The sequence below is a fragment of the Luteolibacter sp. Y139 genome, from assembly GCF_038066715.1.
Taxonomy (GTDB): Bacteria; Verrucomicrobiota; Verrucomicrobiia; order Verrucomicrobiales; family Akkermansiaceae; genus Haloferula; species Haloferula soli.
On sequence record NZ_JBBUKT010000006.1, the window covers coordinates 246,145 to 273,015 of the forward strand.

At 63.1% G+C, this 26,871-nt stretch carries 20 protein-coding genes; 12 read left to right on the top strand and 8 right to left on the bottom strand.

Annotation, left to right across the window (positions count from 1 at the left end; translation table 11 throughout):
• Positions 1 to 31 precede the first annotated feature (31 nt).
• Positions 32 to 307 (bottom strand): hypothetical protein, encoded by a 276-nt coding sequence (locus tag WKV53_RS16515; protein WP_341405879.1) that lies wholly within the window; start codon positions 305 to 307, stop codon positions 32 to 34.
• Between the two features lie 146 nt (positions 308 to 453).
• Between WKV53_RS16515 and WKV53_RS16520 the strand changes: the two genes are divergently transcribed.
• From WKV53_RS16520 to WKV53_RS16530, 3 genes are all read left to right on the top strand, one after another.
• Positions 454 to 1,701: a voltage-gated chloride channel family protein gene (locus tag WKV53_RS16520; protein WP_341405880.1), complete on the top strand. Its 1,248-nt coding sequence runs from the start codon at positions 454 to 456 to the stop codon at positions 1,699 to 1,701.
• Positions 1,702 to 1,790: 89 nt separating this feature from the next.
• Positions 1,791 to 2,054 carry a hypothetical protein gene (locus WKV53_RS16525; RefSeq protein ID WP_341405881.1) on the top strand — a complete coding sequence of 88 codons (264 nt, stop codon included), beginning with the start codon at positions 1,791 to 1,793 and terminating at the stop codon, positions 2,052 to 2,054.
• 69 nt (positions 2,055 to 2,123) lie between these two features.
• Complete coding sequence (locus tag WKV53_RS16530) at positions 2,124 to 2,540, top strand: NYN domain-containing protein (RefSeq protein ID WP_341405882.1); 417 nt, start codon at positions 2,124 to 2,126, stop codon at positions 2,538 to 2,540.
• 7 nt (positions 2,541 to 2,547) lie between these two features.
• On the opposite strand, the gene WKV53_RS16535 is transcribed toward WKV53_RS16530, so the two are convergent.
• The 5 genes from WKV53_RS16535 to WKV53_RS16555 are packed head-to-tail and all read right to left on the bottom strand — an operon-like array spanning position 2,548 to position 15,960.
• Complete coding sequence (locus tag WKV53_RS16535; RefSeq protein WP_341405883.1) at positions 2,548 to 6,195, bottom strand: glutamine amidotransferase; 3,648 nt, start codon at positions 6,193 to 6,195, stop codon at positions 2,548 to 2,550.
• A complete protein-coding gene (locus WKV53_RS16540; protein ID WP_341405884.1) occupies positions 6,192 to 8,669 on the bottom strand; it encodes a glutamine amidotransferase in 2,478 nt (825 codons plus the stop codon). The genes WKV53_RS16535 and WKV53_RS16540 overlap by 4 nt, the downstream gene beginning before the upstream one ends.
• Complete coding sequence (locus WKV53_RS16545) at positions 8,666 to 10,150, bottom strand: trypsin-like peptidase domain-containing protein (protein WP_341405885.1); 1,485 nt, start codon at positions 10,148 to 10,150, stop codon at positions 8,666 to 8,668. Before WKV53_RS16545 ends, WKV53_RS16540 begins: the two co-directional genes overlap by 4 nt.
• A gap of 3 nt (positions 10,151 to 10,153) precedes the next feature.
• Complete coding sequence (locus tag WKV53_RS16550; RefSeq protein ID WP_341405886.1) at positions 10,154 to 13,882, bottom strand: hypothetical protein; 3,729 nt, start codon at positions 13,880 to 13,882, stop codon at positions 10,154 to 10,156.
• Entirely contained in the window at positions 13,879 to 15,960 is a 2,082-nt protein-coding gene (locus WKV53_RS16555) for a vWA domain-containing protein (RefSeq protein ID WP_341405887.1), read from the bottom strand. The genes WKV53_RS16550 and WKV53_RS16555 overlap by 4 nt, the downstream gene beginning before the upstream one ends.
• Positions 15,961 to 16,046: 86 nt before the next feature.
• Between WKV53_RS16555 and WKV53_RS16560 the strand changes: the two genes are divergently transcribed.
• The 8 genes from WKV53_RS16560 (at position 16,047) to WKV53_RS16595 (ending at position 23,605) form a co-directional block, all read left to right on the top strand.
• Positions 16,047 to 16,898, top strand: coding sequence for a hypothetical protein (locus tag WKV53_RS16560; protein WP_341405888.1), 852 nt, complete (start codon positions 16,047 to 16,049; stop codon positions 16,896 to 16,898).
• 43 nt (positions 16,899 to 16,941) lie between these two features.
• A complete protein-coding gene (locus WKV53_RS16565; RefSeq protein WP_341405889.1) occupies positions 16,942 to 17,919 on the top strand; it encodes an AAA family ATPase in 978 nt (325 codons plus the stop codon).
• An 8-nt stretch (positions 17,920 to 17,927) separates the two neighbouring features.
• The gene (locus WKV53_RS16570) at positions 17,928 to 18,812 is read left to right on the top strand and encodes a DUF58 domain-containing protein (RefSeq protein ID WP_341405890.1); all 885 of its coding nucleotides are present in this window, start codon (positions 17,928 to 17,930) and stop codon (positions 18,810 to 18,812) included.
• An 814-nt stretch (positions 18,813 to 19,626) separates the two neighbouring features.
• Complete coding sequence (locus WKV53_RS16575; protein ID WP_341405891.1) at positions 19,627 to 20,211, top strand: HNH endonuclease; 585 nt, start codon at positions 19,627 to 19,629, stop codon at positions 20,209 to 20,211.
• Between the two features lie 175 nt (positions 20,212 to 20,386).
• Entirely contained in the window at positions 20,387 to 20,947 is a 561-nt protein-coding gene (locus WKV53_RS16580; RefSeq protein WP_341405892.1) for a GNAT family N-acetyltransferase, read from the top strand.
• Between the two features lie 17 nt (positions 20,948 to 20,964).
• The gene (locus WKV53_RS16585; protein WP_341405893.1) at positions 20,965 to 21,522 is read left to right on the top strand and encodes a GNAT family N-acetyltransferase; all 558 of its coding nucleotides are present in this window, start codon (positions 20,965 to 20,967) and stop codon (positions 21,520 to 21,522) included.
• Positions 21,519 to 22,079, top strand: a complete 561-nt coding sequence (locus WKV53_RS16590; RefSeq protein WP_341405894.1) for a GNAT family N-acetyltransferase — start codon at positions 21,519 to 21,521, stop codon at positions 22,077 to 22,079. Before WKV53_RS16585 ends, WKV53_RS16590 begins: the two co-directional genes overlap by 4 nt.
• Positions 22,076 to 23,605 carry an RtcB family protein gene (locus WKV53_RS16595; RefSeq protein WP_341405895.1) on the top strand — a complete coding sequence of 510 codons (1,530 nt, stop codon included), beginning with the start codon at positions 22,076 to 22,078 and terminating at the stop codon, positions 23,603 to 23,605. Before WKV53_RS16590 ends, WKV53_RS16595 begins: the two co-directional genes overlap by 4 nt.
• Positions 23,606 to 23,608: 3 nt before the next feature.
• On the opposite strand, the gene WKV53_RS16600 is transcribed toward WKV53_RS16595, so the two are convergent.
• Both WKV53_RS16600 and WKV53_RS16605 read right to left on the bottom strand, forming a co-directional pair.
• Positions 23,609 to 24,193, bottom strand: a complete 585-nt coding sequence (locus WKV53_RS16600; protein WP_341405896.1) for a riboflavin synthase — start codon at positions 24,191 to 24,193, stop codon at positions 23,609 to 23,611.
• A 6-nt stretch (positions 24,194 to 24,199) separates the two neighbouring features.
• On the bottom strand, positions 24,200 to 25,771 hold the full coding sequence (locus WKV53_RS16605) for a putative Na+/H+ antiporter (protein ID WP_341405897.1): 1,572 nt from the start codon (positions 25,769 to 25,771) through the stop codon (positions 24,200 to 24,202).
• A gap of 110 nt (positions 25,772 to 25,881) precedes the next feature.
• Between WKV53_RS16605 and WKV53_RS16610 the strand changes: the two genes are divergently transcribed.
• On the top strand, positions 25,882 to 26,811 hold the full coding sequence (locus WKV53_RS16610; protein WP_341405898.1) for a thioredoxin fold domain-containing protein: 930 nt from the start codon (positions 25,882 to 25,884) through the stop codon (positions 26,809 to 26,811).
• The last annotated feature ends 60 nt before the right edge of the window (positions 26,812 to 26,871 follow it).

The following is a 26,871-nucleotide window of genomic DNA, read 5'->3' on the forward strand; positions in this document are numbered from 1 at the left end:
GACGCTAGGTCGGTGGATTAAGCGTTGGCACTCAATGCCGGGTGAACCACCACGAGTAGCCGGCAGCTCCGAGGCCGGCGAGGCCTAGCAGGATATCGACAACCGTGCCGTGGGTGATTCCGGTGAGCAACAGGCCAGCTCCAGTGAGCAAGACCACCACGAAGCAGATGGCGCGCTTGATGGTGCTTTCGATATTCAGCGATGCGAAGAACGCCGAGACGGCGATGGCAATCCGGAAGGCATAGCTGGAGGGGCGAAGCGCAATCAGATCGGCGAAGGGGAGGAGATTTGAGAAATCTTCGATCATGGAGGGAAGGGAATGGCCGTCTCTAATGGAAGATGGCCGGTTTGTCATTCGCGGGTAATCTTCCACGGGCTGCTTGACGGAACGGGCGGTGTCTCGCTTGCCTCGCTCGCGGGCATATGTCCGCGAATCCATCGATGGCGGGACTCATGCACCTTCGGCCAAAGCTCATCGCACTCGTGGTGCTGATGTCGGCTGCCGTGGGGTGTGCGTGTGCCTTTTTCCTATGGAGCTTGGACGAGGTTACGACGGTTCGCTTCGACCATCCGTGGTTGGTGTGGTTCCTGCCGGTGGCGGGGATGGCGGTGGCGTGGCTCTACCATCGCCACGGCGGGAGCTCGGACGGGGGGAACAATCTCATCCTAGATCGCATTCATGATCCGGGCGGCGGGGTGCCGCGGCGGATGGCTCCGCTGGTGCTCTTCGGGACGCTGGTGACGCACCTTTTCGGCGGTTCGGCGGGGCGAGAAGGGACGGCGGTGCAGATGGGCGGAAGCATTGCCAGCGCGGTGGCTCGTCGTTTTCAAGTGGATGCGGATCAATTGCCGGTGCTCCTAATGGCGGGCGTGGCAGCGGGATTCGGCGCGGTTTTCGGAACTCCGCTCGCCGGGGCGGCGTTTGCGGTGGAGGTGGTGGTGATCGGCCGTCCGAAGCTGTGGGCGTTGCCGATTTGCCTGCTGGCGTCCTACGCGGGGGACTGGACCTGCCGTGCCTGGGGCGCGGCGCATTCGCATTATCATATCGATGACGTGGCCGGGTCGATGCTGGCCGGCCTCGGGAATGCCGGGATGCTGGGAAAGGTCCTGCTGGCTGCGGTGGCCTTTGGCTTGGTGGGTTGGCTTTTCGCGGCTCTCTGCCACCGGCTGTCGGCAGGGCTGAAGCGGTGGGTTCCGGATCCAGTTTGGCGTCCGGCGGTGGGCGGCGTGGCGGTGATCGTCCTGTTTTTGATCGTGGGCCGGGCGGATTATTTGGGCCTAGGCGTTCGGTCGCCGGACCCGCATGCTGTGACGCTGACGTCGCTGTTTGCGTCGCCGGAGATCCATTCGTGGGCGTGGGCGTGGAAGCTGGCGTTCACGGTCGTGACGGTTTCGTCCGGCTTCAAGGGGGGGGAGGTGACCCCGCTGTTTTTCATCGGGGCGGCCTTGGGGAATGCGCTGGCGGGCGTGCTGGGAGCGCCGCCGGAGCTTTTTGCGGGGCTGGGAATGGTGGCTATTTTTGCCGGGGCCAGCAACACCCCGGTGGCTTCGACCCTGATGGGAATCGAGCTTTTCGGGGCTGGCTATGCCCTGCCGATCGCCCTTTCCTGCGGGGTGGCGTTCCTGTGCAGCGGCCACGCGGGGATCTACCGGTCGCAGCGATTTGCCCTGAAAAAGCCGTTCTGGAGGCGTCCGGTTTGACCCGGGCGGGGCGGGCGGCGTTTGAAAAGATGGGCATTTCCCCTTGCTACCGGTCCGTTACGCGGATTAAACCCCTCGCCACCAACACCATGGGCCAGCAAACCAAGACCATCGTCAAACGCCGCCGCCGCAAGCTCTACCTCAAGCGCAAGAAGGAGCAGGCGAAGACGGGCGGCATCGTGAAGAAGACCTCCACCGCCAAGAAGTCGGATGAGGACAAGAAGGCCGCCAAGAAGGCCCCGGCTGCGAAGAAGGCCGCCGCCAAGAAGGCTCCGGCCAAGAAGGCCGCAAAGAAGGTGGAAGACGAGACCTCGACCCCGGCTGCCGAGGCTCCGGAGAGCAGCGAGGAGTGAAGCCACTCAGACGCTAAATTTTTCCGAGGGCCGGTTGCGATACGCTTCCGGCCCTCTTTCTTTTGCGACATGGAGCAGGAACAACTCCTCATCGTCGACGGGCACAGCGCGATTTTCGGCATGGAGGATCTGCGGGAGCTCCACCACGGTCCGAAGCGGCACCTCGCGCGGATCGAGTTGATTAAGCGCCTGCGAGACATCGGGGACCGGGGTGAGTGGAAGGTGGTGGTGGTTTTCGATGGCCGCCAGATGGAGCGCGGCTACGAGGGTGGGAACGACGAGGGCATCCTGATCATCTACTCGAAGGCCCGCGAAACGGCGGATGCCGTGGTCGAGCGGCTGGCCGCGCGTTTCTCGGAGAAGGGAGACCGCGTCCGGGTGGCGAGCAATGACGGCATGGTGCTGCTCACGGCCACTACCTTCGGCGCGGAAGGAATGCGGATCGAAGAACTCGAGGAGTGGTGGGAGAGGGGAGGCAGCGACTAACTGCCGACTATTCGGCCGCGCCCTTCGACCAAATCCGGAGCTTGATGTCCGTGCAGGTGCCGGCGAGCCGGCCATCCGGCAGGAAGGCGATGGTGTGCACACCGAAGCCTGAACGCGGGTGAACCCATACCGCTTCGCCGGTTTCGACGTCGTATTCGCTCACGCAGCAGTCGGGGTCATCGCTCGCGACGAAGATGGACTTTTCGTCGGGAGAGTAGACCGCGCAGTTGGACGGCTTGGCCGTGCGGGCGATCACGCGTTCGTTGGAGAGCACGCCATCCTTGAGTGACCACAGGTACGCAAAGCCGTTGCGATTGGAGGCCAGCAGTTGGCTGCCGTCCTTGTTCACCCGCAGCGTGTTCGGGCGATCGGCGACTTCGATTTGGCAGACGTATGCCCCGGTTTCGAGGCTGCGGACCCAGATGAAGTCCGGCTCGCCGCTCTTATCGAGCGAGATGATCATGTATTTGCCGTCCGGAGTGAAGGTGAAGGCGTGGCCGATGTGGGGCAGCTTGAACTCGCCCGGCAATGGCTCGTAAGTGGAGGGATCCCAGAACTTCACCGTGAAATCCAAGCTGCTGGTGAGGAGCTTGTTGTCCGGTGTGATGCCGACCCATGGCACCGGGACGGCCTGGTAGACTTGAGCTGTTTGTGTCGTCCCGTCGGGCATCTGCATGGTCCGGGTCTGGGGCGTCGCGGTGGGCACCATGTTCTTCTGCTCACCGGTGGCAGTGTCGTTGATCACCACGTTGCCGCTGTTGTCGGTCGAGATCAGCGTGCCGCCATCGGGAGAAAGCATCAGCGAGATCATGGGCGCGACGTTGACCCAGGAGGTCCCGGTGGAAAGTTCATTGCCCATCAGGAGCCCGGGCTTCAAGGTCGTGAGATCCCATTGCCGGACGCCGTCCTGGGAGCGGGTGTAGAGCTTCTGGCCCTTTTCATCCACGACCATGGCGCCGAGCTTCCGATTGGTGCCCGCCGTCTCATGGCCGCTCAAGGTTGCGTCAAGAATCCAGCGCACCTGGGCGATCGAACCTAACAGACCCTCCGCACGCAGCCGTGCTTCCGGCGAGGCAGCTGACTTTGCTGCTTCTTTCAACGCGGCCTGAGCCTGGGGCATCCTCCTCAGCTTTTCCTCTGCCTCGTCGCGCAGGCGGACCTTTGGCGCGCCGAGCTGCTCGATCAATGTGGCGATCTCCTTTTCGTTCTGACCTTGGGAAAGACCGGTCGTGAACAGGAAGGCCAGCGTGGCAACGACGGGAATCATCGAGCGGCGGCGCAAGGCCCACTCCAAGCAAAGCAAGCCGAGGATGGCAGCCAAGAGCGGCCACTTCGGCCACAGCGGCTTGTTCCAAGCAACGGCCGCCTGCTTCTGACGTTCGGCCGCGACTTCGGCTAGCCAGGTGGCGGCGTCTTGTGGGGTATCGAGCACACGGCCTGCTCCGGCATCGGCGAGTTCCTTCATAAAGTCGGCATCCGGTTTGGTTTCGGTAAATTCCAAGTGCGAGCGGCGCAGGCCGATCGGCACGGCATCGGTGAAAGCGATACCATTCACGGTGGTATCGAAAAAGACGGTGACCTGTTCGCCTTCCGCTCCGGCGGGCACCGGCACGTTGCCCACGAACTCGCGTGCATCGCGATCATACTCCAAGCGCACTCGGGGTGTGCCGGGGATGTCGAGCCGTGCGCCGACGTCGAGCGCGAGGAGGTCATCGAGCTTTGTCACGGCCAGCACCTCGACGGCCACAGGTAGCGAATCGCCCGGCTTGGCTGAAGCTGCCTTGGCGCGGCCCGCGAGCTTGTCGCGGTGCCAGCGGATGCTGTTTTCGCCGAGCCACTTCACGAGGTTCACCCAATACTTGCCGTACCATGGTGACGGGTGAGGAGGAGTTGGGCCGGGAGGGATTTTGGCGGCGGCTTCCTTGAACCGGAAATTGCCGCCGTGGCCGAGTTCGGTCTGTGGGCCGAGCGGCGGGCTGCCGGGTGGGCCCCAGTGCACGTATTCCTTGGCCCAGCCGCCGTTCGGGTCAGGAAGCCATGCGATCGAGCGACCGCGGCCATACGACTGCGCAGCGATGACCGGCTCATTATCATCGGTGTCCGCTCTAACAGCGAGGACGATCGCTCCCGGTTTGGCGCGCTTGACGCGGTTCATGCCGGTAAAGATCGGATGCGCGGCGAGTGCCTGTTCGTTTTCAACGGGATCATCGGAAACCTTCCACAAGGGATGGCTTCTCACCGCGTCCGGGATGCGGATGGGGAAGGGTTTTTCCATGAAGCCCGCGCCATACGCGAGCATGTCCACCGGCGTGATTTTTTCCCACGGCGTCTGGTCGTAGTTGCCCACATCGAAGGTGGTGTAGCCACCACCCATCAGGAAGCCGCCGCCGCGTTCATTTACCCAATCGACGACCCACTGCATTTGCTCGGTGGAGAAGTTTCCGACCGGCACGTCGCTGATGAGCATCACGTCGTAGCGATAGAGTTCCTCGCGGGTGGAGGGGAATGACTTCGAGGGATCCTGCCGCATCTCGCCATTCTGGAAACTCACGCCGACGAGGTTCGGCGAGTCGTTGTATTCGCTGACCGGGGTGAGGCATTCGTATTCGATCTCGCCGGTCTCGTCCCATGCCCGGGTCATCAGCTCCATGTCATTCCACCAGTGGCCGTCCTTGCCGACTGTGCGCTTCACGTGGGTGCCTTCGACGAAAAGGATGCGCAGTTTGTTAGAAGAGACCTCGACGGTGAAGCCGAAGTGATTGTCGTCCGTGGCGACCTCGCTCATCGCGGGCACCAGCTCCAGAGAATACTTGGTGGTGCGCAGGCCGATATCGAAGGTCAGCACCTTTTCTGACGGGCCATCGTCGGGGCGCGGGCGGAAGTCGGTGCGGGCGACTTCCTTGCCGTCCGGGCCATCCTCGCGCAGCACCAGTGCCAAGGGTTCGTCCGCAGGCAAGCCGGTCGAGGCGACATCGACATGTACGGCGACCTTTGCCTTCGGGCGTACGCTGCGGGGTGCCTGCACGGCGGCGATCCAGGCATTGCGCGGAGGCGTGTCGGTGCCGATGACCTTGGTGGAAATCTTCGCTCCAAGGTCGCGCGCAGCGGCCAGCGCCTTTGGCAATTCGCCGCGGTCGTGGGTGCAGCCGTCCGACACCACGAGGATCTGACGCGGGGCTTCGTCGCCGCGCTCGAACAGGTTGGCGAGCGCGGAGGAAAGGCGGGTTTCGTCACCTTGTGGAGTCACGGCGTCGAGGTCGGTGACGTTGGCGAGTTCTTCATTGAAGACGGCGAGAGGCGGCACCGGTTGGCCGGTAGTCTCGATGGCTTGCTTCGATGCAACCGTCCATGCCTTGGCATCGCTCCAGCGGGTGGTCTTGTCGCCGGTGGCCAGCTTCATGCTCGCCGACTTGTCTAACAGAATCATCGAGCTGCTTTCCGGTGCTTGCAGGGTGATCCGCTCGATCGGATTCAGGAGAATGAAGGCGAGCAAGGCGATCACGACGAGTCGCAGCAACACCGCGGGTCCTTGCAGCCATGCAGGCGTCATGGGTCGCCCGCGGACGGCACGGTAGATCGTGAACACGGCCGCAGCGCCGGCGAGCACTGCGATGACCGGGATGGGGAAGGCAGGATCGAAATCCGGAAGAGTCATTCGGCTCGGAGAGTGGCGATTTCCTTCTGCTTGTGATCTTGCACAAGACCCGTCGTGAGCAGGAAGGCGAAGGACGTGACCACGGGGATCATCGAGCGGCGGCGCAGTGCCCACTCGAGGCAGAGCAGGGCGAGGATCGCTCCTAGCAGCGGCCACTTCGGCCATAGCGGCTTGTTCCAAGCGACGGCAGCCTGTTTCTGGCGCTCGGCCGCGACTTCGGCCAACCACGTTGCGGCGTCCTGTGGCGTATCGAGCACACGGCCTGCTCCGGCTTCGGCGAGTTCCTTCATGAAATCGGCATCCGGCTTGGTCTCGGTGAATTCCAAGTGCGAGCGGCGAAGTCCAACCGGCACGGCATCGGTGAAGGCGACTCCATTCGCGCTGGCGTCGAAGAACACGGTGACCTGTTCGCCTTCCGCGCCGGCGGGCACGGGCACGTTGCCCACGAACTCGCGTGCATCGCGGTCATACTCCAAGCGCACGCGCGGCGTGCCGGGGATATCGAGCCGCGCGCCGACATCGAGCGCGAGCAAGTCATCGAGCTTCGTCACCGCCAGCACTTCGGCGGCGACCGGCAGCAGGTCGCCGGCCTTGGCGGAGGCGGACTTGGCGCGGCCCGCAAGCTGGTCGCGATGCCAGCGGATGCTGTTTTCGCCGAGCCATTTCACGAGGTTCACCCAATATTGCGCGTAGTAAGGTGAGGGGTGCGGAGGCGTGGGGCCGGTGGCCACTGGACCTCTCTGGAAACTGAAGCCGTCGGCATGTCCTATTTCGAGCTGCGGACCAATCGCCGGACCGCCGGGCGGTCCCCATTTCATGACCTCCTCACCCCAACCTCCATTCGGGTCAGGGAGCCATGCGATGGAGCGTCCCCGGCCATACGACTGTGCCGCGATCACCGGTTCATCGCCCTCTTTATCCGCCCTCACCGCGAGCACGATCGCCCCTGGCTTGGCACGCTTCACGCGGTTCATCCCGTTGAAGACCGGAATCATGGCGAGCGCCTTTTCGTTCTCGGCGGGGTCTTCTGAAACCTTCCACAGCGGGTGGCCTTTCACGGCATCAGGGATGCGGATGGGATAGGTCTTTCGCAACAGTCCCGCACCGTAGGCCGCCATGTCCACCGGCGTGATGCGCTCCCACGGGGTCTGGTCGTAGTTTCCCGTGTCGAAGCTGGTATTGCCCCCGCCCATGAAAAAGCCGCCGCCACGCTCGATCACCCAGTCGACCACCCACTGCATCTGCTCGGTGGAGAAGTTCCCCACCGGGATGTCGCTGACCAGGACCACGTCGTAGCGGTAGAGTTCTTCGCGGGTGACGGGGAAGGACTTCGAGGGATCCAGGCGCATCTCACCGTTGTCAAAGGTAACGCCGACGATGTTGGGCGAGTCGTTGTATTGGCTCAGCGGTGTCAGGCACTCGTATTCGATCTCGCCGGTCGCGTCCCAGGCCCGCGTCATGAACTCCATGTCGTTCCACCAGTGCCCGTCCATGCCGACGGTGCGCTTGGCGTGCGTGCCCTCGAGAAATAATACGCGCAGCTTGGCCGACGAAACCTCAACCGTGAAGCCGAAGTGATTGTCGTCCGCGGCGACCTCGTTCATCGCGGGTATCAACTCCAGCGAGTATTTCGTGGTGCGCAGACCGATCTCAAAGGTCAGCACCTTTTCTGTCGGGCTGTCGTCCGGGCGTGGACGGAAGTCGGTGCGGGCGACTTCCTTGCCGCCCGGTCCATCCTCGCGCAGCACCAGTGCCAGCGGCTCATCGGCAGGCAAGCCGGAAGAGGCGAGGTCGACTTGAACGGCGACCTTTGTCTTCGGTCGGACGCTGCGCGGCGCTTGCACTGCGGCCATCCAGGCATTGCGCGGAGGAGTATCGGTGCCGACGACCTTGGTAGAAATCTTCGCGCCGAGATCGCGGGCAGTGGCGAGCACCTTCGGCAACTCGCCGCGGTCGTGGGTGCAGCCGTCCGACACCACGAGGATCTGGCGCGGGGCTTCATCGCCGCGCTCGAACAAGCTGGCGAGTGCGGTGGAGAGCCGGGTTTCGTCGCCTTGTGGAGTCACGGCGTCGAGGTCGGTGACGTTGGCGAGTTCTTCATTGAAGACGGCGAGAGGCGGCACCGGTTGGCCGGATGTTTCGATCGCTTGCTTCGATGCAACCGCCCATGCCTTGGAATCGCTCCAGCGGGTGGTCTTGTCGCCAGTGGCCAGCTTCATGCTGGCGGACTTGTCTAACAGGATCAACGAGCTGCTCTCCGGTGCCTGCAGGGTGATGCGCTCGATCGGATTGAGAAGAATGAAAGCGAGCAGTGCGATCACGACGAGCCGCAGCAGTATCACCGGCCCCTGTAGCCAGGACGGCGACATGGTCCGCCCCGCGAAGGCACGATACAGCGTGAAGACGGCTGCGGCTCCGGCGAGCGCCGCGATGACCGGAATGGGGAAGACTGGATCGAAATCCGGAAGAGTCATTCGGCGCGGAGAGCGAGCGTGTTTTCGACGCGGTTGAGCCGGGTTTGCACTTTGTTGACGCCGTTGCGCAGCGCGGTCTCAAGCGAGGAGAGGTCGGTGATTTCGGTGCCGTTCACGGCAATGATCACCATGCCCGCTTCCAGCCCGGCTTTCTTTGCTTCCGGAGAGGTCACTTCGCCCACGAGGATTTTGCCGTCCTTCACCTGGAAGGTGACGCCCTGCAGCTTGTCAATGCGGGCATTGTCGAGATTCGCTTCCTTGGAAGGCTCGGTGGCGGAGATGAGAGACGCGGTGTGCTCTGCGCCATCGCGCCAGTAGACGAGTTCGATCGCGTCACCGGGCTTCACCAGCGAAAGCTCGAAGCGCAGGTCGCCGCGCGAGATCACCGGCTTGCCGGCGGCTTTCACGACGATGTCGCCAGCCTGGAGGCCTGCCTTGCCGGCGGGGCTGTTCTCCATGACCGCATCGATGGCGGCTCCGGCCACCTTCGGCAGCTTCACCTTTTCCGCCTTCTTGTCATCGACGCCGCTGCTGCTGATGCCGAAGAAGCCGCGCGTCACCTTGCCGTCTTCGGCGAGCTTGGCGGCGATGTGGCGGACGAGATTGGAAGGGATGGCGAAGCCGATGCCGACATTGCCGCCGACACCGCCCCAGATGGCGGTATTGATGCCGACCAGGCGGCCGGTGGCATCGACGAGCGCGCCGCCGGAGTTGCCCGGGTTGATGGCAGCGTCCGTCTGGATGTAGCTCTCGAAGGCGCTCGATCCGCCGATGCCGAGATTTGACCGGCGGGTGGCGGACACCATGCCCATGGTACAGGTGATGCCAACTTGGAAAGGATTGCCGACCGCGAAGACGAGGTCTCCGGCTTTCACCTGTTCGCTATCGGCGAACTTGAGGGGCGAGAGGTCTTTCGCGTCGATCTTGAGCAGTGCGAGGTCCGTCGCTGAATCCGCGCCGGCGATGGTGGCATGGAAACGACGGTGATCGTATAGTTCGACAAAGAAGGTATCGGCGATCTTGCCATTCTGGAGGTGCACCACGTGGCTGTTCGTCACGATCCAGCCGTCGTTGGAAACGATGACGCCCGAGCCCATGCTGGTGATCCTTTCCTGCGGGCCTTCGGATTCGTTATCGGCTTCGCCTTCCTTGCCGAAGAAACGTTCAAGCGGTCCGGCCTCGGTGGGATCGGTCAGGATCATCGCGGGGAAGATCGAGACGACCGACGGGGTGACCTTTTCTAACAGCGGCGCGAATGAGGTCTGCCGGGGAGCTTCCACGGCGGGTGCAGGGGAGGCATCGAGCTGGCAAAGGCCGGCCGCCTGGTCGGCGGGGAGGCGTGGGGGGTCGGCGGCCGTGGCGGTGAGCGCGAGGCCTAACAGGAGAAGCGGTTTCGGGTGGAACACGGTCTTGGGTAGGAAAGGAGAGACGACATTCGTGTCGCCGATGGGGTTGAAAAGGGTGGGACAGGAGTGTCCCATCCCCTATTGCTTCGTTTCCCACACTTCGCCGCCGAAGTCGTCGGAGAGGTCGCGGAAGTAGTCTTCGATTTCGCGGCGGCTTTCCTCGGGAAGCTTGCCGCGGGCGGAGGCGATGCCGGAATCGGTCGGGATCTGATCGATCAACTCCTTGAGCCGCTGGTCGGCGGCATCGACGAGAGGAATGGTGCTGCGGTCGAAGGGTGCTGCGCGCAGCGGAAGGACCATGCGACCGACGCCTCCTTGATCGGGAATGCGCTCGAGGGTGTCGGCGAAGCGGTGGAGAGCCGCACCACCCAGGCCGGGTTGGTCGCCGCCACTGCCGCCTTTTTGATCGCTGGGCTTGTCACCCGGGCCTCCTTGGCCCTTGCCGTCCTTCGACGCCAACTCGCCTTGGCCCTGACCTTCACCGGGCTTGTCGCCTTGACCTTGGCCCTTGCCCTCGCCGGGTTTCTCGCCCTGGCCTTGGCCTTCCTTGGAAGCCATATCGCCTTGGCCTTTGCCCTGGCCTTCGCCGGGTTTGTCTCCTTCGCCCTTTCCTTCACCCGGCTTGTCACCTTCGCCCTGACCCTTGCCGGCGCCTTCTTTGGCGGCGACGGCACCTTGGCCTTCACCGGGCTTCTGGCCTTCGCCTTTGCCCTTCCCTTCGCCCGGCTTGTCGCCTTCACCCTTGCCCTCGCCGGGTTTCTTGCCTTCGCCTTTGGCGAGGTCTTCCTTGAGCTTGGCGGCTTGTTCGCGGGCCTTGTTGAGTTCTGCGAGCAGGCTGGCATCGAGGTTGGATGCGGCGTCGCGGAATTCGCGGGCCATGGCGCCAAGGCGTTCGGCAAGCTCGGCTTGTTGCTCGGCAGTGCCTTGGCCTTCGCCGGGTTGGTTGCCATTGCCCTGGCCTTCCTTCTGGGCCTTGGCGAGTGCTTCGAGATCTTTCGCCAGTTGGGCGACGTCGGTGCCTTTCTTCAGTGCTTCCAGCGCGACTGCGGCGGGGCTCTTGGCGGCCTCTGCGTCCGGATCTTCTTGTGCAGCCGGATTGTCTGCAGCTTTCTTGGCCAGTTCCTCGAGGATCTTGTTGGTCAAGTCAGTGGCTTGAGCGGCTTTGGCGGCGGCTTCGCCCTGCTCCTTGGCAGAAGCGTCGCCGGGCTTCTGGCCTTCCTGGCCCTTGCCTTCACCTTTCTTGTCGTTGGCGGCTGTGGCCTGGTCTTTCGGTTCACCTTTGCCTTGGCCTTCTCCCTCGCCTTCGCCTTGACCTTCTCCTTGCCCCTGACCTTTGCCTTTGCCCTCGGCCTTTGCCTGAGCCTGGGCTTGAGATTCGGCGGGGGATTGGCCCGGCTTTTCACCTTCGGGTGCGGGTTGATCTCCCTTCTCCTTTTCTTGTTCCTTCGCGTTCTTCTCCGCGTTGTCGGCCAGCTTGCGCAGGGTGTCGGAGAGCTTCTGCAAGTCCATCGACTCCAGGAAGATCGCGAAGTTCAGGAGATTGTATTCGGCTGTATCGAGTTCAGGCCACGCATTGACCGGCGTTTCGGAGCGGAGTGTCTTGTCAGCCTTGGCCACTGACTTCTCGGCCAAGTCCATCAGGCGAAGCGCGCCATCGGTGCGTTCCGGGTGATCGACCAGCTTGGAAAAGAGTTCGCCGGTATCCGCGAGCGCGACTTCCTGCTGCCGGCGGGTGGCTTCGATGTTATTGCCTTTCGCCGCTTCCGGCAGGATCTGGCTGGCGACGTCCTTTTCCTCGGCAGCGATGCGGCGGGCTTCCTTGGCAAGGTCCGCCAATGGCGGCGGGGGCGGCTCGGGTTTGCCGGGCTTCTTGCCCTTTTTCTTGCTGATGATGGTCATCAGTTCCTTGCGCAGTTGTAGCAGCGTGGAAAGAGCGCGATCCGCGGTACCGAAGCCCTTCACCAATTCGGGCATTTCAAGGAATCCCGCGGCTTCCGCCATCTGGATGCCGGCGGTGCCAAGCAGAGCCACGTCGTCAGCCTCCAGTTGTCCGCTTTGCTCCCAATCCATGGCGGTGCGTTGCGTTTGGCTGGCGAGTTCCTGCTCCCGGGTCGCTTGGTCGGCGGTCTTTGTCAGCGCTTCCGGTGTGAGGTTGGAGCGGAAGGATTCCTTCGTTTGGAAGATGTCGGAGACGATGCCGCGCTGTGAGCCGATGATCTCGTCCAGCTTCATGAGCGCGTCGCTGACCGCCTCGCTGTCGGGGCCTCCTTCTTCCTCTTCTTCGGGGCCGCCCTCACCGCGGTCGAAAAACCAGCGCATCTGGAATTGCTTAATGTCCACCGAGCGCAGCGGGCTCACCGCACGCGGGCCGCCGCGTGGCTTGTGGTCGAGCGCGTAGGCGTGAATGCGGACGTTGTCGGTGATCTTGAGCGGGATCTGATCGAGCATCATCTGCGCGATCTCGCTGACCTGCTTCTGGTTCTTCGCGTCGATGGTGGTCTCCACGATCCAGCGGCGCTCACCGGCGGCATCGAGAATGAGTCCGATTTCGGCGACGCCGAAGTCGTCCTTCGCACGGATGCGGATCGGCATCTCGGCGGTGGAGATGAGTTCGAGGTCCTTCTTAGGCTCGATGATTTCGACGACCGGCAGCTTGTCGACCACGCCCTCGATCTCGAATCGCCAGGCATCGAGACGCTCGCCATCGGCGTGATAGACGGCCAACTCTCCCTGAACCTTGCCAACCTTCACCTCGGTGGAAACCGAGTAGGTCACGCTCTTGTTCAGGCCTTCCTTGGCGGTCAATTCGACGGGGGGCTCGCCGCCGATGCTCCAGGTGACACGGTCGCCCTTGGCATTGAAGGTGAAGTCCCAGGTCGCGGTGCTGCCTTCCACGGTGCGCACGTCCCCCCCCGCGACGGTCTCGGCTTCCAAGCCGGTGTATTCAGGATAAGCGATAACAGCCTTCGATTCGATCAGCTTCGGGATGGGGCGATAGGCGATGGTCTTTTCCTCCACCTTCGCGTCACCGGCCACGACCTTCACCTCGATGTCGGTGGTCTTGCCGGTGAAGACGACGTCCCAGGTCCGGCCATCCTCGCGGCGGGTGAGTTCGACCGGCTTCCAGTCCTTGCCGTTCTGGCGGATCAGTAATTCCGGCTGGGCGGTGCGGCCGTTCACGGTGAATTCGAGGCGCGGCGGATGGCGTTCATCGAAGCCCTTCGGCAGCGATTTCCAATCGACGGTCGTGTAGGTCAGGTCGCGGGTCGGTAGCAGGATGCGCTTCAGTGCGTGGCGATAGTCGCCCCACATCAGGGCGACCAAGGCCACCGCGGCGAAGGCGGCAAGAGCGAGGGCGCGGCGGCCCCAGAGTTGCTTGGAAGGGACGAGCTTCGACCACGGCGCCTGCGTGAGATCCTTGCCAGTCTCGCGCATCAGGCGGTCGGTGAAGAAGGCGTCAATGGGATCTTCAGCGGTGGGACGGGCGGAGACTTCCAGTGCGGTGCGGAGTTTTTGGCCGATCTCGGGGTGCGCTTCCTCGATCACGCGGGCGGCTTCCAGTGAGTCGTGCTGCTTCGCGAGGCGGAGGCGCTTCGCCAGAAGTACGAGGGATGCCGTAGCAATCACCGCGACGAGGACCGAGCGGACGGGCGACTTCCACTCCATCCAGGTATCGAGCGCGGCGACGATGCCGGCTACCGCCACGACGGCGGCGATGATTCCGGCGATGGCAATGCCGCGGGCATGGCGGCGGCGGGCTGCTGCCAAAGAGGCAAGAGGGGCAAGGACGGGCGACGGAGGATTCATGCGTCCACTGGGGCAGGGGTTTCGAGGCGGGCGGATTTGCGGGTGGCAACCGCGCATTCGAGAGTTAGCAGGGAAAGGAGAACGAGCGCGAGCCATGGCCACCATTCACCGGTCTTCGGGCGCTCTTCGCCCTGATGATTGGCGGCGACGGTGGGGGCTGGCGGAGGAGCGCTGGCATCGGGCAGGGCGTAGGCCTTGCAGAAGGCGGCGGTATCCACGGCGGCGACATTGGCTTCGGCGGGATCAGCAGCGACGACCTCGGCGGTGCCATTGGCCGTCTGGTAGTAGCCGATCTCACGGGTTTCCCGGGCACCGGGGTAGTGGACGTTCGCGCTGTGCTGGCGCGCTTCGTAGCGAGTCAGTGCATTGAAAAGACTCTTGGCGAGGGGCACGAACATCGGTTCGCGGGGAAGGTCACCCCACTCGCGGGTCAGCGGGTGGGCCAATACCATGACGCGGCCGGCAGTCGGATCATTCGAAATCTTTTCCAGGAGCAGAGGGTGGCCGCCATCGAGCGTCGCCAGGATCTTCCATCCTTCGCCGGGCTGGATGGTGAAGGCGTCCCGCCACAGGAGCTGGCGCAGATCGCCGCCGTCCTTGCCATCGAAGCTGGCGAGGGCGGGGTGCTTGCGGTCCGAGGTGGCGATGCGCCGCTGCTGCATGCCGCCGGTGAGTTCCACGGAGGCGGGGAAGAGGCCCGCATTTGCCAAGGCGGCGGTCGCTTCCTTGGTCCAGCGCTCGTCGATGCAGATGAAGAGCCCAGCTCCCTTCGCGACGTGGGAGGCGATGGCCTTGGCTTCGTTTGCATGCATCGGCGTGGTGGGGCCGCAGATCGCGATGGCGGAGAAGGGTGTCAAATCGACCGCGCCTGGCTTCAGCGGCACGTCTTCGGCAGCGCTGGCGCCACTTCCCGCACCCGCGCCGGTTCCGGTCCCGCTTCCCTTGTTGCCGCCGAAGAGGCTCTTGAAGCCGCTGCCGATCGATTGGGGTGGTGCTTCCTCGGTAGTGGCGGCGGCAGGGGTCGAGCCATCGTCGCGGCCGTCGATACCGTATTTCACTTCGGGCCGGAAGGGAGAGAGACCGTGCGCCGCACCGGAGGCAGTGAGCGCTTTCTGGAGGAAATAACCTTGGCCTTCAAAGGGCGTGCTGCCGGGGAAGCCATCGAGGATCAGCACCGGCTCCGGCTCGACCCACTGCATGGCGAAAGGCCGGCGGTCATCGGCGGGCCACTGGTCCTTGCCTTCCAGCGAGATGAAGCCGCGCACTTCCTCACGTGGCGGGCGGAAGGAGAAGAGCACTCGCTCCACGCCGGGCGGCACGGTTTGCTTCAAGTTGATCCCTTCGGAGGACAGCGTGACTTCGCGGGATTTGTTAGATGAGGTCACGCGGGCCTCGATCTCCATGTTCGCCGCGGCAAAAGGGGTGAGGAGTTCGACGGCCTTGACCGCTTCGTTGTGAAGGTCGGGAGGCTGGATCGCGATGGCTTCCACCTGTACGCGCGGCGGCCAGACGCGCGGCGGCGCGGAGGGGAGGGCGGACGACGCGAAATGTCCGATGATCACCACGCGGGCATTCTCGACGCCTTCGCTGCGGAGGTGATCCAGCGACCAGCCGAGTGCCTTGTTGAAGTCTCCGGATGCACCCGCCAACGGATGATAATCATCCAGCGAGGAAAGCACCTGCACGCCATCGGTGAACTGCGCCATGGTCACCGCGCCGTGTTTGCTCATCGCTTTCTTCGCAGCATTGGTCGCCTCCTCGGCCATCGAAGCGGTCACGCTGCCGGAGCCATCGAGCAAGATGATGGTCTTTTCCTGAGCGGCTTCGGTCTTCTCGCGATCGGAGAGGAAGGGCCGCGCGAACATGAGTGCGAGCAGGGCCACCGCGGCGATCCGCAGCATCAAAAGAAGCAGTTCCTCGATCCTTAACCGGCGGTGCCGTTTCTTCTCGGCGATCTGCAGGAAGCGCAGCGTGCCGACGTCGAATTCCTTGAACTTCCGACGCTGGCTCAGGTGGATGATCACGGGAATAGCCGCGACCGCCATGGCGAAAAGGAAGGCTGGATGGAGGAGGGGCATCTGAAGTTCGATTCAGCTACCAACTTTGTCTGGCATAAGCAAAGGAAGAGTTGCGTCTTCGAGGCGTCTTGTTAGCGTCCGCGACCATGCCGGGAACCCCCGCCTTCATGTGTGATGCAAAACGCCGCCGATTTGCGCGTGTGTCGCTGATTTCCCTGTCGTTGCTGGCTTCCACGGCGTTTGCGGGACCGAAGGTCTGGATTTTCGGCGGCGACCCCGGGGATGAGAAACATCATGAACTTTATCAGAAAAATCTGACTTCCCTGCGAAAGATATTCACCACGACTTACGGCGTCGCCTCGAAAGACCTGAAAATTTTCTACGGGCCGAAGGACGCGGGCTACAATGGCATCTGCACCAAGGAGGTGTTGCTTGCGGAGTTGAAGGAAGCTGCAGCCGCCACAAAAGATAAGTCGCCGGTGTGGATCATTTTCCAAGGACACGCGAATTCGATTCCGGGCGGCGTGCTTTTCAACATCCCAGGACCGGACGCTTCGGCGCGTGAGATCGCCGAGGCACTGGAGGGTGCGGTGCCGGAGACGCCGCTGGTCATTTTCGCCACGACGGCGGCGAGCGAGCAGTATTTGAAACCGCTGGCTGCTCCCGGCCGGATCGTGATCACGGCCAATTCCGCCGGCGATCCGGAGAATCAGAACGACTTTCCGATCGCGCTGACGGCTGCACTGGAATCCAAGGAGACAGATACCGACCACGACGGACTTGTCACGGTGACCGAACTTTTCAAGGCCTGCCACGCGCAGATCGAGGCGATGTGTGCGAAGGAAGGCTTCATGGTTCGCGAGCATTCGCAGATGGATGGCAATGGCGATGGTCGTGGTACCAGCCGGCCCGCCATCATTGACGCGGAACCTGCGTCGAAGACCGGGCTGCGGATCGGCGGCGAGAGGACCGACGGTCCGGTTCCCGGTTTTGACTGAATAAGTTTTCCTCTACTTTCGTTCCTTTCCTTTTACCCAAGACATGTCGACCAACCCCGCCCAAGCCTTGTCCGCCGCGCGCGAAAAGCTGCGTGCCGAAGTCTCGAAATGCATCATCGGCCAGGAGGAGACGGCGGAGATGCTCTTCCTCACCTTGCTCTGCGGCGGTCACGCGCTGCTGCTCGGCGTGCCCGGAGTCGGCAAGACGCTGATGAGCGCCACGCTGGCCCGCGCGCTTCATCTCGATTTCCACCGCGTGCAATTCACGCCGGACCTGATGCCGGCGGACATCACCGGCAGCGAGGTCCTGGAAGAGGATCCGACGACCGGTCGCTACCAGCGCGTGGTGATGCAGGGGCCGATCTTCGCGAACGTGCTGCTCGCCGACGAAATCAACCGCACGCCGCCGAAGACGCAGGCCGCGCTGCTGCAGGCGATGCAGGAAGGCGAGGTGACCATCGGCCGCGAGACCCACAAGCTGAAGCCGCCGTTCCTGGTGCTGGCCACGCAGAACCCGATCGAGATGGAGGGGACATACCCGCTGCCGGAAGCCCAGCTCGACCGCTTCCTGTGCTGCATCAAGGTGGGCTATCCGACGATCGACGAAGAGGTCGCGATCGCCACCACGGGGCCGGCGGGTGCGCTTTCCGAGGTGAAGGCGGTGCTTGGTCCGGATGAAATCCTGTCTTTCCAGCGTGCGGTGCGCAGCGTGCCGGTTGCCAAGGATGTCGCGCGGTATGCGGTGAAGCTCGTCACGTCGACTCGTACCGGCCAGTCGCCGGATGGCATCGCCGAATATATCGAGTGCGGAGCGAGTCCGCGTGCCTCGCAATCGCTGGTGCTCGCCGGGCAAGCTCGTGCGCTGCTTCATGGCCGCGTGCATGTGGACTTCGCCGATATCCGTGCGCTTGCCCCGTCGATCCTGCGCCACCGTCTGGTGCTGAATTTCCGTGCGCGTGCCGAGCGGATCGATGCCGACCAAGTCGTCGCCCGTCTCCTGGAGAAGGTGAAACCCGACTGAGCTGATTCATGACTGCGACGTCCGTCATGGATCCCGAGGTATTCCTCGCGGTGGATGATCTCGAACTCGTCGGCCGCGGGTTGGCCGAGTCCGTCTGGCATGGCCGTCATGGTGCGATGCGCAGTGGTTCGGGGACCGAGTTTCATCGTCACCGCGGCTACCTGGCCGGGGATGATTTGCGGCGGGTGAATTGGGCACTCTTTGCGCGGCACAAGAAGCTCTACACGAAGGAAAGCCGGCTTGAGGCGCGGCGTCCGCTTTATCTTCTGATCGATGCCACCGGCTCGATGGGAACTTCGCATGGCCCGTGGACGAAGTATCACTACGCGGCCCGCGTGGCTGCGGGGATTTCCTGGCTGGCTGAGTGCCAGGGGGATTCCACGGCGCTTGGCTTGCTGAGGAATGGACTGGAAGGCGTCGTCGAGCGCGGCAGCGGCCAGCGGCACTTTGCAGGCGTTTGTGCGAACCTGGCGTCGACCAAGGCGGGTGGAGAAGGGAATTTCACGAAGGTTTCCGACGAGATCCCGATGTTTTGCAAGCAGCCGGGATTCGTGGTGATGGTGTCGGATTTCTTTGATCGCGAGAACGAGCTGTTAGGCGATCTGGCCGGATTGAAAGCGCGCGGTCATGACGTGATGGCGTTGCAGCTGTTAGACCCGGTCGAGGCCGAGTTGCCGGAGAAGGGAGATTATGAATTCATCGACCTTGAGTCCGGTTCGCGGCTGAAGACCAGTGTCGAGTCGCTGCGGGCGGAGCATAAGGCGACGGTGGAAGCATGGCGTCGCGGGCTGAAGACGAAGGCGCATGCGAATGGCATCCGCTGGGCGAGTGCGACGACGGCCGAGAGCATCGTGCCCTTGCTGCGGACGTGGTTGGATGGGCATGGGTTGTGAACATGATTCTTCGAATGTAGCGGCGCGTCTGCGACTGTCGCACTCTGGCGGCATGAGCCGCATCCCTGTGGACTCGAACGTCGTTTCATGAGGCAAGGGTGGAGGTGGCCGTTTCACATTGAAGGCCGGGAATCGGGAGTTCCACGATGCGGCTGGATGCCGCCAGTCGGCGAGGGTCATAGACGCGCCGCCAGATGGGAAAAGATGAACGTTTCTGAAATTCGGCGTTGACCGGGTGAGGCTGGATGCATATCTAGCCGCAGCTTCATTCCGCTCCGATGCGTCTCCACCGATCCAAACGCCAAAACCGCGAGGTCCTCGTTTCCGAGGTCTCCTCCCTTTGGTGCCGGGTCATCGGTTCCGCGATTACAGGTTTCGCAACGCTGTCGTATCAAGGAATGACCCTCGCCGATAATCCGGCACCCAACCGAAGCAGGATCAGGTCGCTAACGGCCTGAAAAGCCGCCTAAATCCTAGGATTTTCCGCCGCCCTGCTTCCACTGGAAGCGGGGCTTTTTGTTTCCCGACATTTCGTCCCCGACTTCAACCCCAACCTCTTTCCCGAATTGATCACCTCGACCACTTGTCCCGACTAGCCCGGTTCGCCTGAGCGAACCACTCCGTCCGTTTGCGACGGTTCTCTACCTTTCCGGTCCGGAAGCCGACTTTCAACCTGATGCCCGCGAGTTCGGGATTGGTTGAAAAGGCATATCTCGGTTCGTTGGAGAATTGTTGTCTTTTTCCGAGGATCGCCACTGCGGTCCGGGAGCGATGGAGGGCGTCACCGGCCAGCACCAATTCTTTTCCTGCGACCATGACCTTCCCCGATCTCCAACGAACGACCGTTCTCGTGCTGAACCGGCACTGGCTTGCTATCGATGCCGTCACCCCCATCGAAGCCTTCGGCCACCTGGCCTCCGGCACCGCGCGGGCGCTGCAAATCGAGGGTGACTCGATGCAGCCCTTTGACTGGGCGGACTGGCGGGAGCTGCCGGTGCATGAGGGCGTGCCTGTCATCGGCACGCCTCGCGGCCCGGTGCGGATTCCCACGGTCATCGTGCTGACCCGCTTCGATCGCGTGCCTTTGCACCGCCCGAAGTTCGGCTTCCGGGCTCTCTGGGAGCGGGACGGCGGGCGGTGCCAGTATACCGGTCGCAAGCTGACCCCGGCGGAAGCGAACATCGATCACATCCTGCCGCGATCCCGGGGCGGGCGTGACGAATGGGGCAACTGCGTGCTCTCCGACCGCGCGATCAATAGCCGGAAGGGAGCGAAGACCCCCGCGGAAGCGGGCCTCCGCTTGCTCTCCCAGCCCCGCGCGCCGCGAGCCATGCCGGTCACGCTGCGGATCCGCAACATCTGGAACATCCCCGACTGGGATCACTTCCTCCATCACTGAACCCCGGGGTGAGGGGACGAGACGTTTCCTCACCCCATTTCCCCTGACACCACCATGGACGTCGCCACCCTCATCCTCGCCTTCCTGGCCCTCGCCTTCGCGGCGCGGTTTGCCTGGCTCGAACTGCGCGGAAACTGAAGCCGCGTGCTCCAACACACCAACCCCTTTTCAAATTATGAAGACTACTCTTACCACCGTTTGCCCCGTCCTTGAAACCGAACGCTTGCGACTCCGCGCTCCGCACCGCGGAGACATCGAAGCGATCATTCGCCACGCCGGCGACCCGCGGGTTGCCCTGAAGACCACTCGCATGCCGCATCCGTATCGCCTCAGCGATGCGACCGGCTGGCTCGATGAGATCGAGCAGGAGATCGAGCCGACCTTTGCGATCGAATTGAAGTCGCAGCCCGGACAGATGATCGGGGTGATCTCGTTGATGCCGCGCGAAGATCGCGTCAGCGCTGAGGCCGGCTATTGGCTGGGAGTGCCGTATTGGCGCCGCGGCTACATGACCGAGGCCTTGCGAGGGGTGCTCCGGCACGCCTTCGAAGAGCGCGGACTGCTTTACATCACCGCCTGTCACATGGCCGGGAATCCGGCTTCGGGACGGGTGATGCAGAAGGCGGGCATGAAGTTCGAGAACATCGTCGCTGGCGGCCTCGTTCGTGAAGGGGTGCCTTACGACAAGGTGAACTACGGGCTTTTTGCCGATGAATGGAGAGCCCTCCACTGTTAAAGAACCCATTGTATTTTGTGAAACTGGAGACTGAGAGACTGATCCTGAAACCGCCGGTGGCCGAGGACATCGACGCCATCGTGGCGGTGGCGAATGACCCGTGGATCGCTGAGATGACGCTGGTGCCCCATCCTTACCTCCAGCGCGACGCTCTTGAGTGGATCGCAAGGGCGAGGGAGAATTGGGAGAAGCAAGGCTACGGCGGCTTGGTCGTGTTCACCCGGACCGGCATGGCCTTCGTCGGCGCGATCGGGCTGCGCGCCCTCGATGAGCCTGGCGTGGGCAGTGCCGGTTATTGGTTCAGTCCTGTCGTGTGGGGACGTGGCTTTGCGACCGAGGCTTTGCGGGAACTCCTGCGCTTTGGATTTGAGGTCGCGGGCCTGCATCGGATCGAGGCACGGCACGTCATCGAAAATCCGGCATCCGGCCGGGTGATGGAGAAGGCGGGCATGGGCCACGCTGCTCCCGAGGATCTCCCGGATCGCGACGGTGACGGCATGGTGCCGGGAATTGTCCGCCATCTCACCGCCAGCGAATGGCGGGATCTCCAGCTCCAACCCTCCTTCTCTCCATGAAGCGACCTTTTCTTAAAACGAACCGCCTGATCCTCCGGCCGCCGGTGCCGGAGGATGCTCCGGCGATCCAGCAGTACGTCAGTGACCGGCGCATTGCGGAGACCACCGCGCTCATCCCGCATCCGTATCCGGATGGTGGGGCGCTCGAGTGGATCCGCAGGTCGGAAGTGACGCTGCGCGAGGGCAGGGGGGTGGATTTCTCCATTCTGCTCCGCGACAGTGGCGAACTCATCGGAGTGGTCGGCTTGATCGATCGCGATGTCGAATCGTCACTGGGCTACTGGATTGCCGTCCCGTATTGGGGGAATGGGTATGCCACGGAAGCGGTGCACCGCGTGATCCGCCATGCCTTCAATGCGCGGGGGCTACCTTCGCTGCATGCTTACCACTTTGCCCACAATCCCGCTTCCGGCCGCGTGATGCAGAAGGCCGGGTTTCTTTACCAAGGCGTCGAACCGCTCGGGTCGTCCCGCGACGGAGTGCGCTATGACCGCGTCTGCTACGGCGTCACCGCCCGGCAATGGCGCGACAATCTCCGAGTCTTTTCCCTCGTATGAATCTCCTCTCCTCCCAGGACCTGATCGACGCCGGCTATGAGCCCGGGCTTCAAATGAAAGCGCTGCTTGAGAAGGTGGCGGAATACGAAGCCCGTGGCATCGCCGATCCGAAGTATGCCCTCAAGCTGCTAAAGCGCGACGTGACCCCGCCGCCGCCGAAAGGCGTGATGCGGGAGAATCCCGCGCCGCTGGCCCAGGCGATCGTGCCCGAGACCAAGGAGGAGAAGGTGAACGTTGAGGCCGTGAAGCGGCAGATGCACCAGCTTCTCAAGACACCGGTCATTGCCCGCGGCGTGATCTTGCCGGATGCGTGTCCTTCGGGGCTGGCACCGGCGGTGATTCCGGTCGGCGGGGCGATTGCCGTTGAGAATGCGATCATCCCGTCCGCACACTCGGCGGACATCTGCTGCTCGATGTTTGCCACCTTCTACGATGAGCGTAGTAGCGTGGGGAAGGAGCTTGATGCATTGATGTCGGCGACCCGTTTCGGGCCCGAGCACCGGCATCTGGATGACTTGGTTTCTGATCCGGTCAATGACGAGAACGTCTGGCAGAGCCGCTTCCTGAGCGGATTGCGGGACCGGGCTCGAACGCAGATCGCCGATCAAGGTGATGGAAATCATTTTGCGTATATCGGCGAGGTGGATGTCGATGAAACTTTCCTCGCGATGCTACGGCTGACAGGGCATGGCGATCTTGCTGATCGCTTTGTGCCAAGGCGCTACCGGGTGCTGGTGACCCACCACGGGTCACGCAGCTTGGGGGCGCACGTTTACAAACGAGGTCAGATCGCGGCGGAGAAGCATGTGGCGCGGACGGCACAGCACATTCCGCCCGCTGCGGCGTGGATCGATGCGAATTCCGATACCGGGAGGGATTATTGGCATGCGCTGCAGTATGTGGCCCGGTGGACGAAGGCGAACCACCGGGCGGTTCATCGGCGTTTTTTGGAGCGCATCGGTGGGGAGGTCGTGGCGGAAGTGGGCAACGAGCACAATTTCGTGTGGCAGCGGGGTGACATGTTTTTCCATGGCAAGGGGGCGACGCCGGCGTGGAAGGACGAGCAGGGAAGGCCGCAGCTTGGGTTGATCCCGCTGAATATGGCGGAACCGATCCTGCTGGTGCTAGGTGGAGACCGGGACGAGTTCCTGTCATTCGCACCGCATGGTGCAGGACGGAATCTCTCGCGCACGGCGATGCGGCGGAAGTTTCCGGACGAGGCTTCGCGGCGGACTGCGATCGAGCGCAGCACCAAGGATATCGACGTCCGATGGTTCTGCGGAAAGCCCGACCTGAGTGAGACGCCGCTCGCCTACAAGAATGCCGCGCAGGTGAAGGCGCAGATCGGCGAATTTGGTCTGGCGGAGGTGGTTGCGGAGATCCGTCCGCTCGGCTGCATCATGGCTGGGAAATCCGGGCGTTCATGGCGCGATCGCGAGGAGGAACTGACACCGAAACAGAAGCGTCAGATCGAGCACCGCGCCGAGCGCCGGCGAGTGAAGCAGGATTTGCACGACGACTGGTAGCAGTCACTTCCCCAATAGCTTCGCCACGTGTTTGGCGAGCAGATCGGCTTCGAGGTTCACGCGGGCGCCGGCTTTCAGGCCGGGGAGGTGAGTGACGTCGAAGGTGTGCGGGGTGATCCAGAAGCGGGCGCTGGTTTCGGTGAGTTCGGCGATGGTGAGCGAGATGCCGTCGACGCACAGCGAGCCCTTGTCGATGCACAGCTTCGCGATCTCGGGGGGCAGGGAGACATCGAAGATGTGGTCTTGGCCGCGTTGGTCCAAGGCGAGAACGGTGCCGGTGGCATCGACGTGGCCTTGGACGAAGTGGCCGCCGAAGCGATCGCCGGCGCGGAGGGCGCGTTCGAGATTCACGATCGAGGCGTCTGTTAGGTCGCCGAGCGAGGTGACGGCAAGGGTTTGGCCGAGGAGGTCGAAGCTGGCGCCTGTGGCGTCGATGTCGGCGACGGTGAGACAGCAGCCGTTGACGGCGACGGATTCGCCCATTTCGAGTTCGGCGGCGAAGGGGATCTCCAGCGAGAGGCGGGCTTGTTCGCCGCGGGGCTCAAGCGAGCGAACGCGGCCGATGGCTTCTACGAGTCCGGTGAACATGATCTGTTAGTGGGCGGGCGATTCGGTGGTGGCCTCTTTGGGCGGCGGGGCGGCGAACATCTCATCGATGCCGCGGTCGGGGAAAAACATCATGCAGGCGGCCACGATGATCGTCGGGATCAGTGCGCCGACGGCGAGTTTCATGGGCGATACGCCATCGCCGAAGAAGCGGCCGAGCAGGGCTTGTCCGGCGGGATTCGGGGCATTGGCGATGACCGTCAGGCCGCCGCCGGTCACGGCACCGGCGAGCACGGCATATTTCAATTGCGGGCCGAGACCTTCCACCTGGCTGGCGAGGAAGGTGATGGCGGCGTTGTCATTGAAGGAGGTGAGAAGCGTCGAGCCGAGGAAGAGCGGCCATTCCTTCAGGCTGGTGATGATCGGGCCGAGCCACCAGCCCTGCAGGCCGCCGTGCACAACGAGGCCGCCGAGGAAGAAGCCGACCAAGATGGGGCCGCGCAGGATCATGGCGGACTGGTGGTGTTCCGTGGCCTGTGAGAAGGCTAGGAAGAAGAGGAAACCGCCGATGAAGAGCGGCGGGTAGTGGGCGAATGCCACCGTCCAGGCCATGAAGGCGAGGTGGGTGAGGGTGACGAAGAGCGGCACCGGGCGATCCTTTTCGATCAGGTCGCCCTTGCCATCGCCGTCATGATCGCCGGAGCGGACGGCCATTTCGGCGAGTTCCTTGCGGAAGATCGCGAAGTAGAGGAAGGAGGAGATGAGGATCGAGACCACGGCCTTGTCGCCGTAGTGGAGGAGCATCTCGGGCGTGGTAAGTCCCCATTTCGAGGCGACCATCAGCACCGGGGGCGCGGCGAAATTCGTGAGGACTCCGCCGACCGAGACATTCACGAAAAGCAGGCCGAGGGTGGCGTAGGCGAAGCGCGGGGTGGGCTTCAGCTTGTAGAACTTCTTCGCCAGCAGCATGGCGGCGATGGTCATGGCGCCGGGCTCGGTGATGAAGGAACCGAGCACCGGTCCGATGATCATGATCGAGAGCCACCACGCGGCCGGGCTTTCCTTTCCGAAGCGAGCGAAGAAGCGCAGGCAGGCTTCAGCGAAGCGCAGCACCGGCCGGGTGGAGGCAAGCGCCATGATGACCACCACGAACAGCGGCTCCGTGAAATTTACTCCGCCCAGATAACCGGTGACCGTGTCGAGGTCGTAGAACCACAGCATCGCGCCTAACAGGACGACCACCCAGATGCCGAAGATGGCCTCTACCTCGCCGAGGAAGTGGAGCATGGTGGCCTTGAAGCTGACTTTGTTGCCCGGATGGGCATGGTCGTGCTCGTGCTGGACCTTGTGGGCCAGCTTGGTGATCGGGACCGCGACGAAGGTGTGGACGATGGCGAGCAGGAAGATGATCGTGGAGACGAGCAGGAAGGGCTGTTCCTTCGCCCTGAAGGCGAGCTTGTCGCCAATGCCCTGCATTCCTGCCGCGGCCTCTTGCTGCGGGAATGCCTCCATGCGGGTGAGGAATTCCGGTGGCTTCAGGTCGTGCCCGCCGGCCGCATGCGCCGCTTCCGGGAGCAGCAGTGCGAGCACGACGGTTAGGAGAAGGAGGACGGTCTTCACGGAAAATGGAGAAGCAGCCCGGGGGCGGAGGAGTTTCTCCGTAGAGCCCCCCGTCGCAAGGGAAACCAGCCGCATTGCATCCTCGCGACGGACCCTCTAGCGTTTCCCGCATGCGCTGGTTTTGTGTCATTCCCGTCCTGTCAGTCGTGCTCCTGTTGCCCGGTTGTGGCACGGGTTCGAAGAAAAGCGACAAGCCGGAGACGGTGGGTCCTCTCGGTGGTGGTACCGGCGGCGGAACTCCGGCCCGCGTGTATGGTCCGAACTCCTTCGGAGGGACGCCCGTCAAGCAGGGCGGAAACATTTCCCCGGAGGCCCAGAAGAAGGCGCTGGAGGGCTACAATCCGGACGACAACGTCTGGACGAACCCTGACGATCCCGATGCCGAAATCCCCGAATTGGACGGCCTGTTTTCCGCTCCGAAGCAGAAGGGACCGTGGGGAGATAGCGAAACCGAGGCGCTCCGCGAATCGAAGCGGACCGGTAAGCCGCTGCTGATCTGGTTTACCGATAGCCAGAACAGCACTGCCTCCAATCTCCTGCGGGACAAGCTGTTCTCGACTCCTGATTTTGAAAAATGGGCTTCGGAGAACACCGTCCGGCTGGTGGTGGACCAAAACGTGACCAGCAAGACTCTGGCGGACCTCGACGCGAAGAAGATCCACGTGCGGAATCTAAAGAAGAAGTACAAGGCGAGCGGCTATCCCTCGCTGCACCTCCTCGCTCCGTCAGGGGAGGTCATCGGGATCTACAAGAGCTACCGCCCCGGTCAGGAAGACTTCATCTGGGGCCAGCTCAAGCAGGGGGTTTCCGTTGCCAAGGAGAGCCAGAAATCGTGGCGGGCCTCGCTGGAAAAGAAGGGTTACCGTGATTGGTCGAATGACAGCGGCAAGGTGATTTTCGCCAAGCTGGCAGCTTACCACGAGGGACAGATGATCCTGGTGGAGCCGGACGGCCAACGGGTCCGCACGCACGAGAAGAGCCTTTCGGCGGGCGACCGGGTGTGGATTCAGGACGAGAAGCGGAAGCGAGGGATCAATTGATGGCGGGCGATTTCTCCGGTCTCCGATTCCCTGCTCCCCACAGTTGACGCGGGCAGTTTC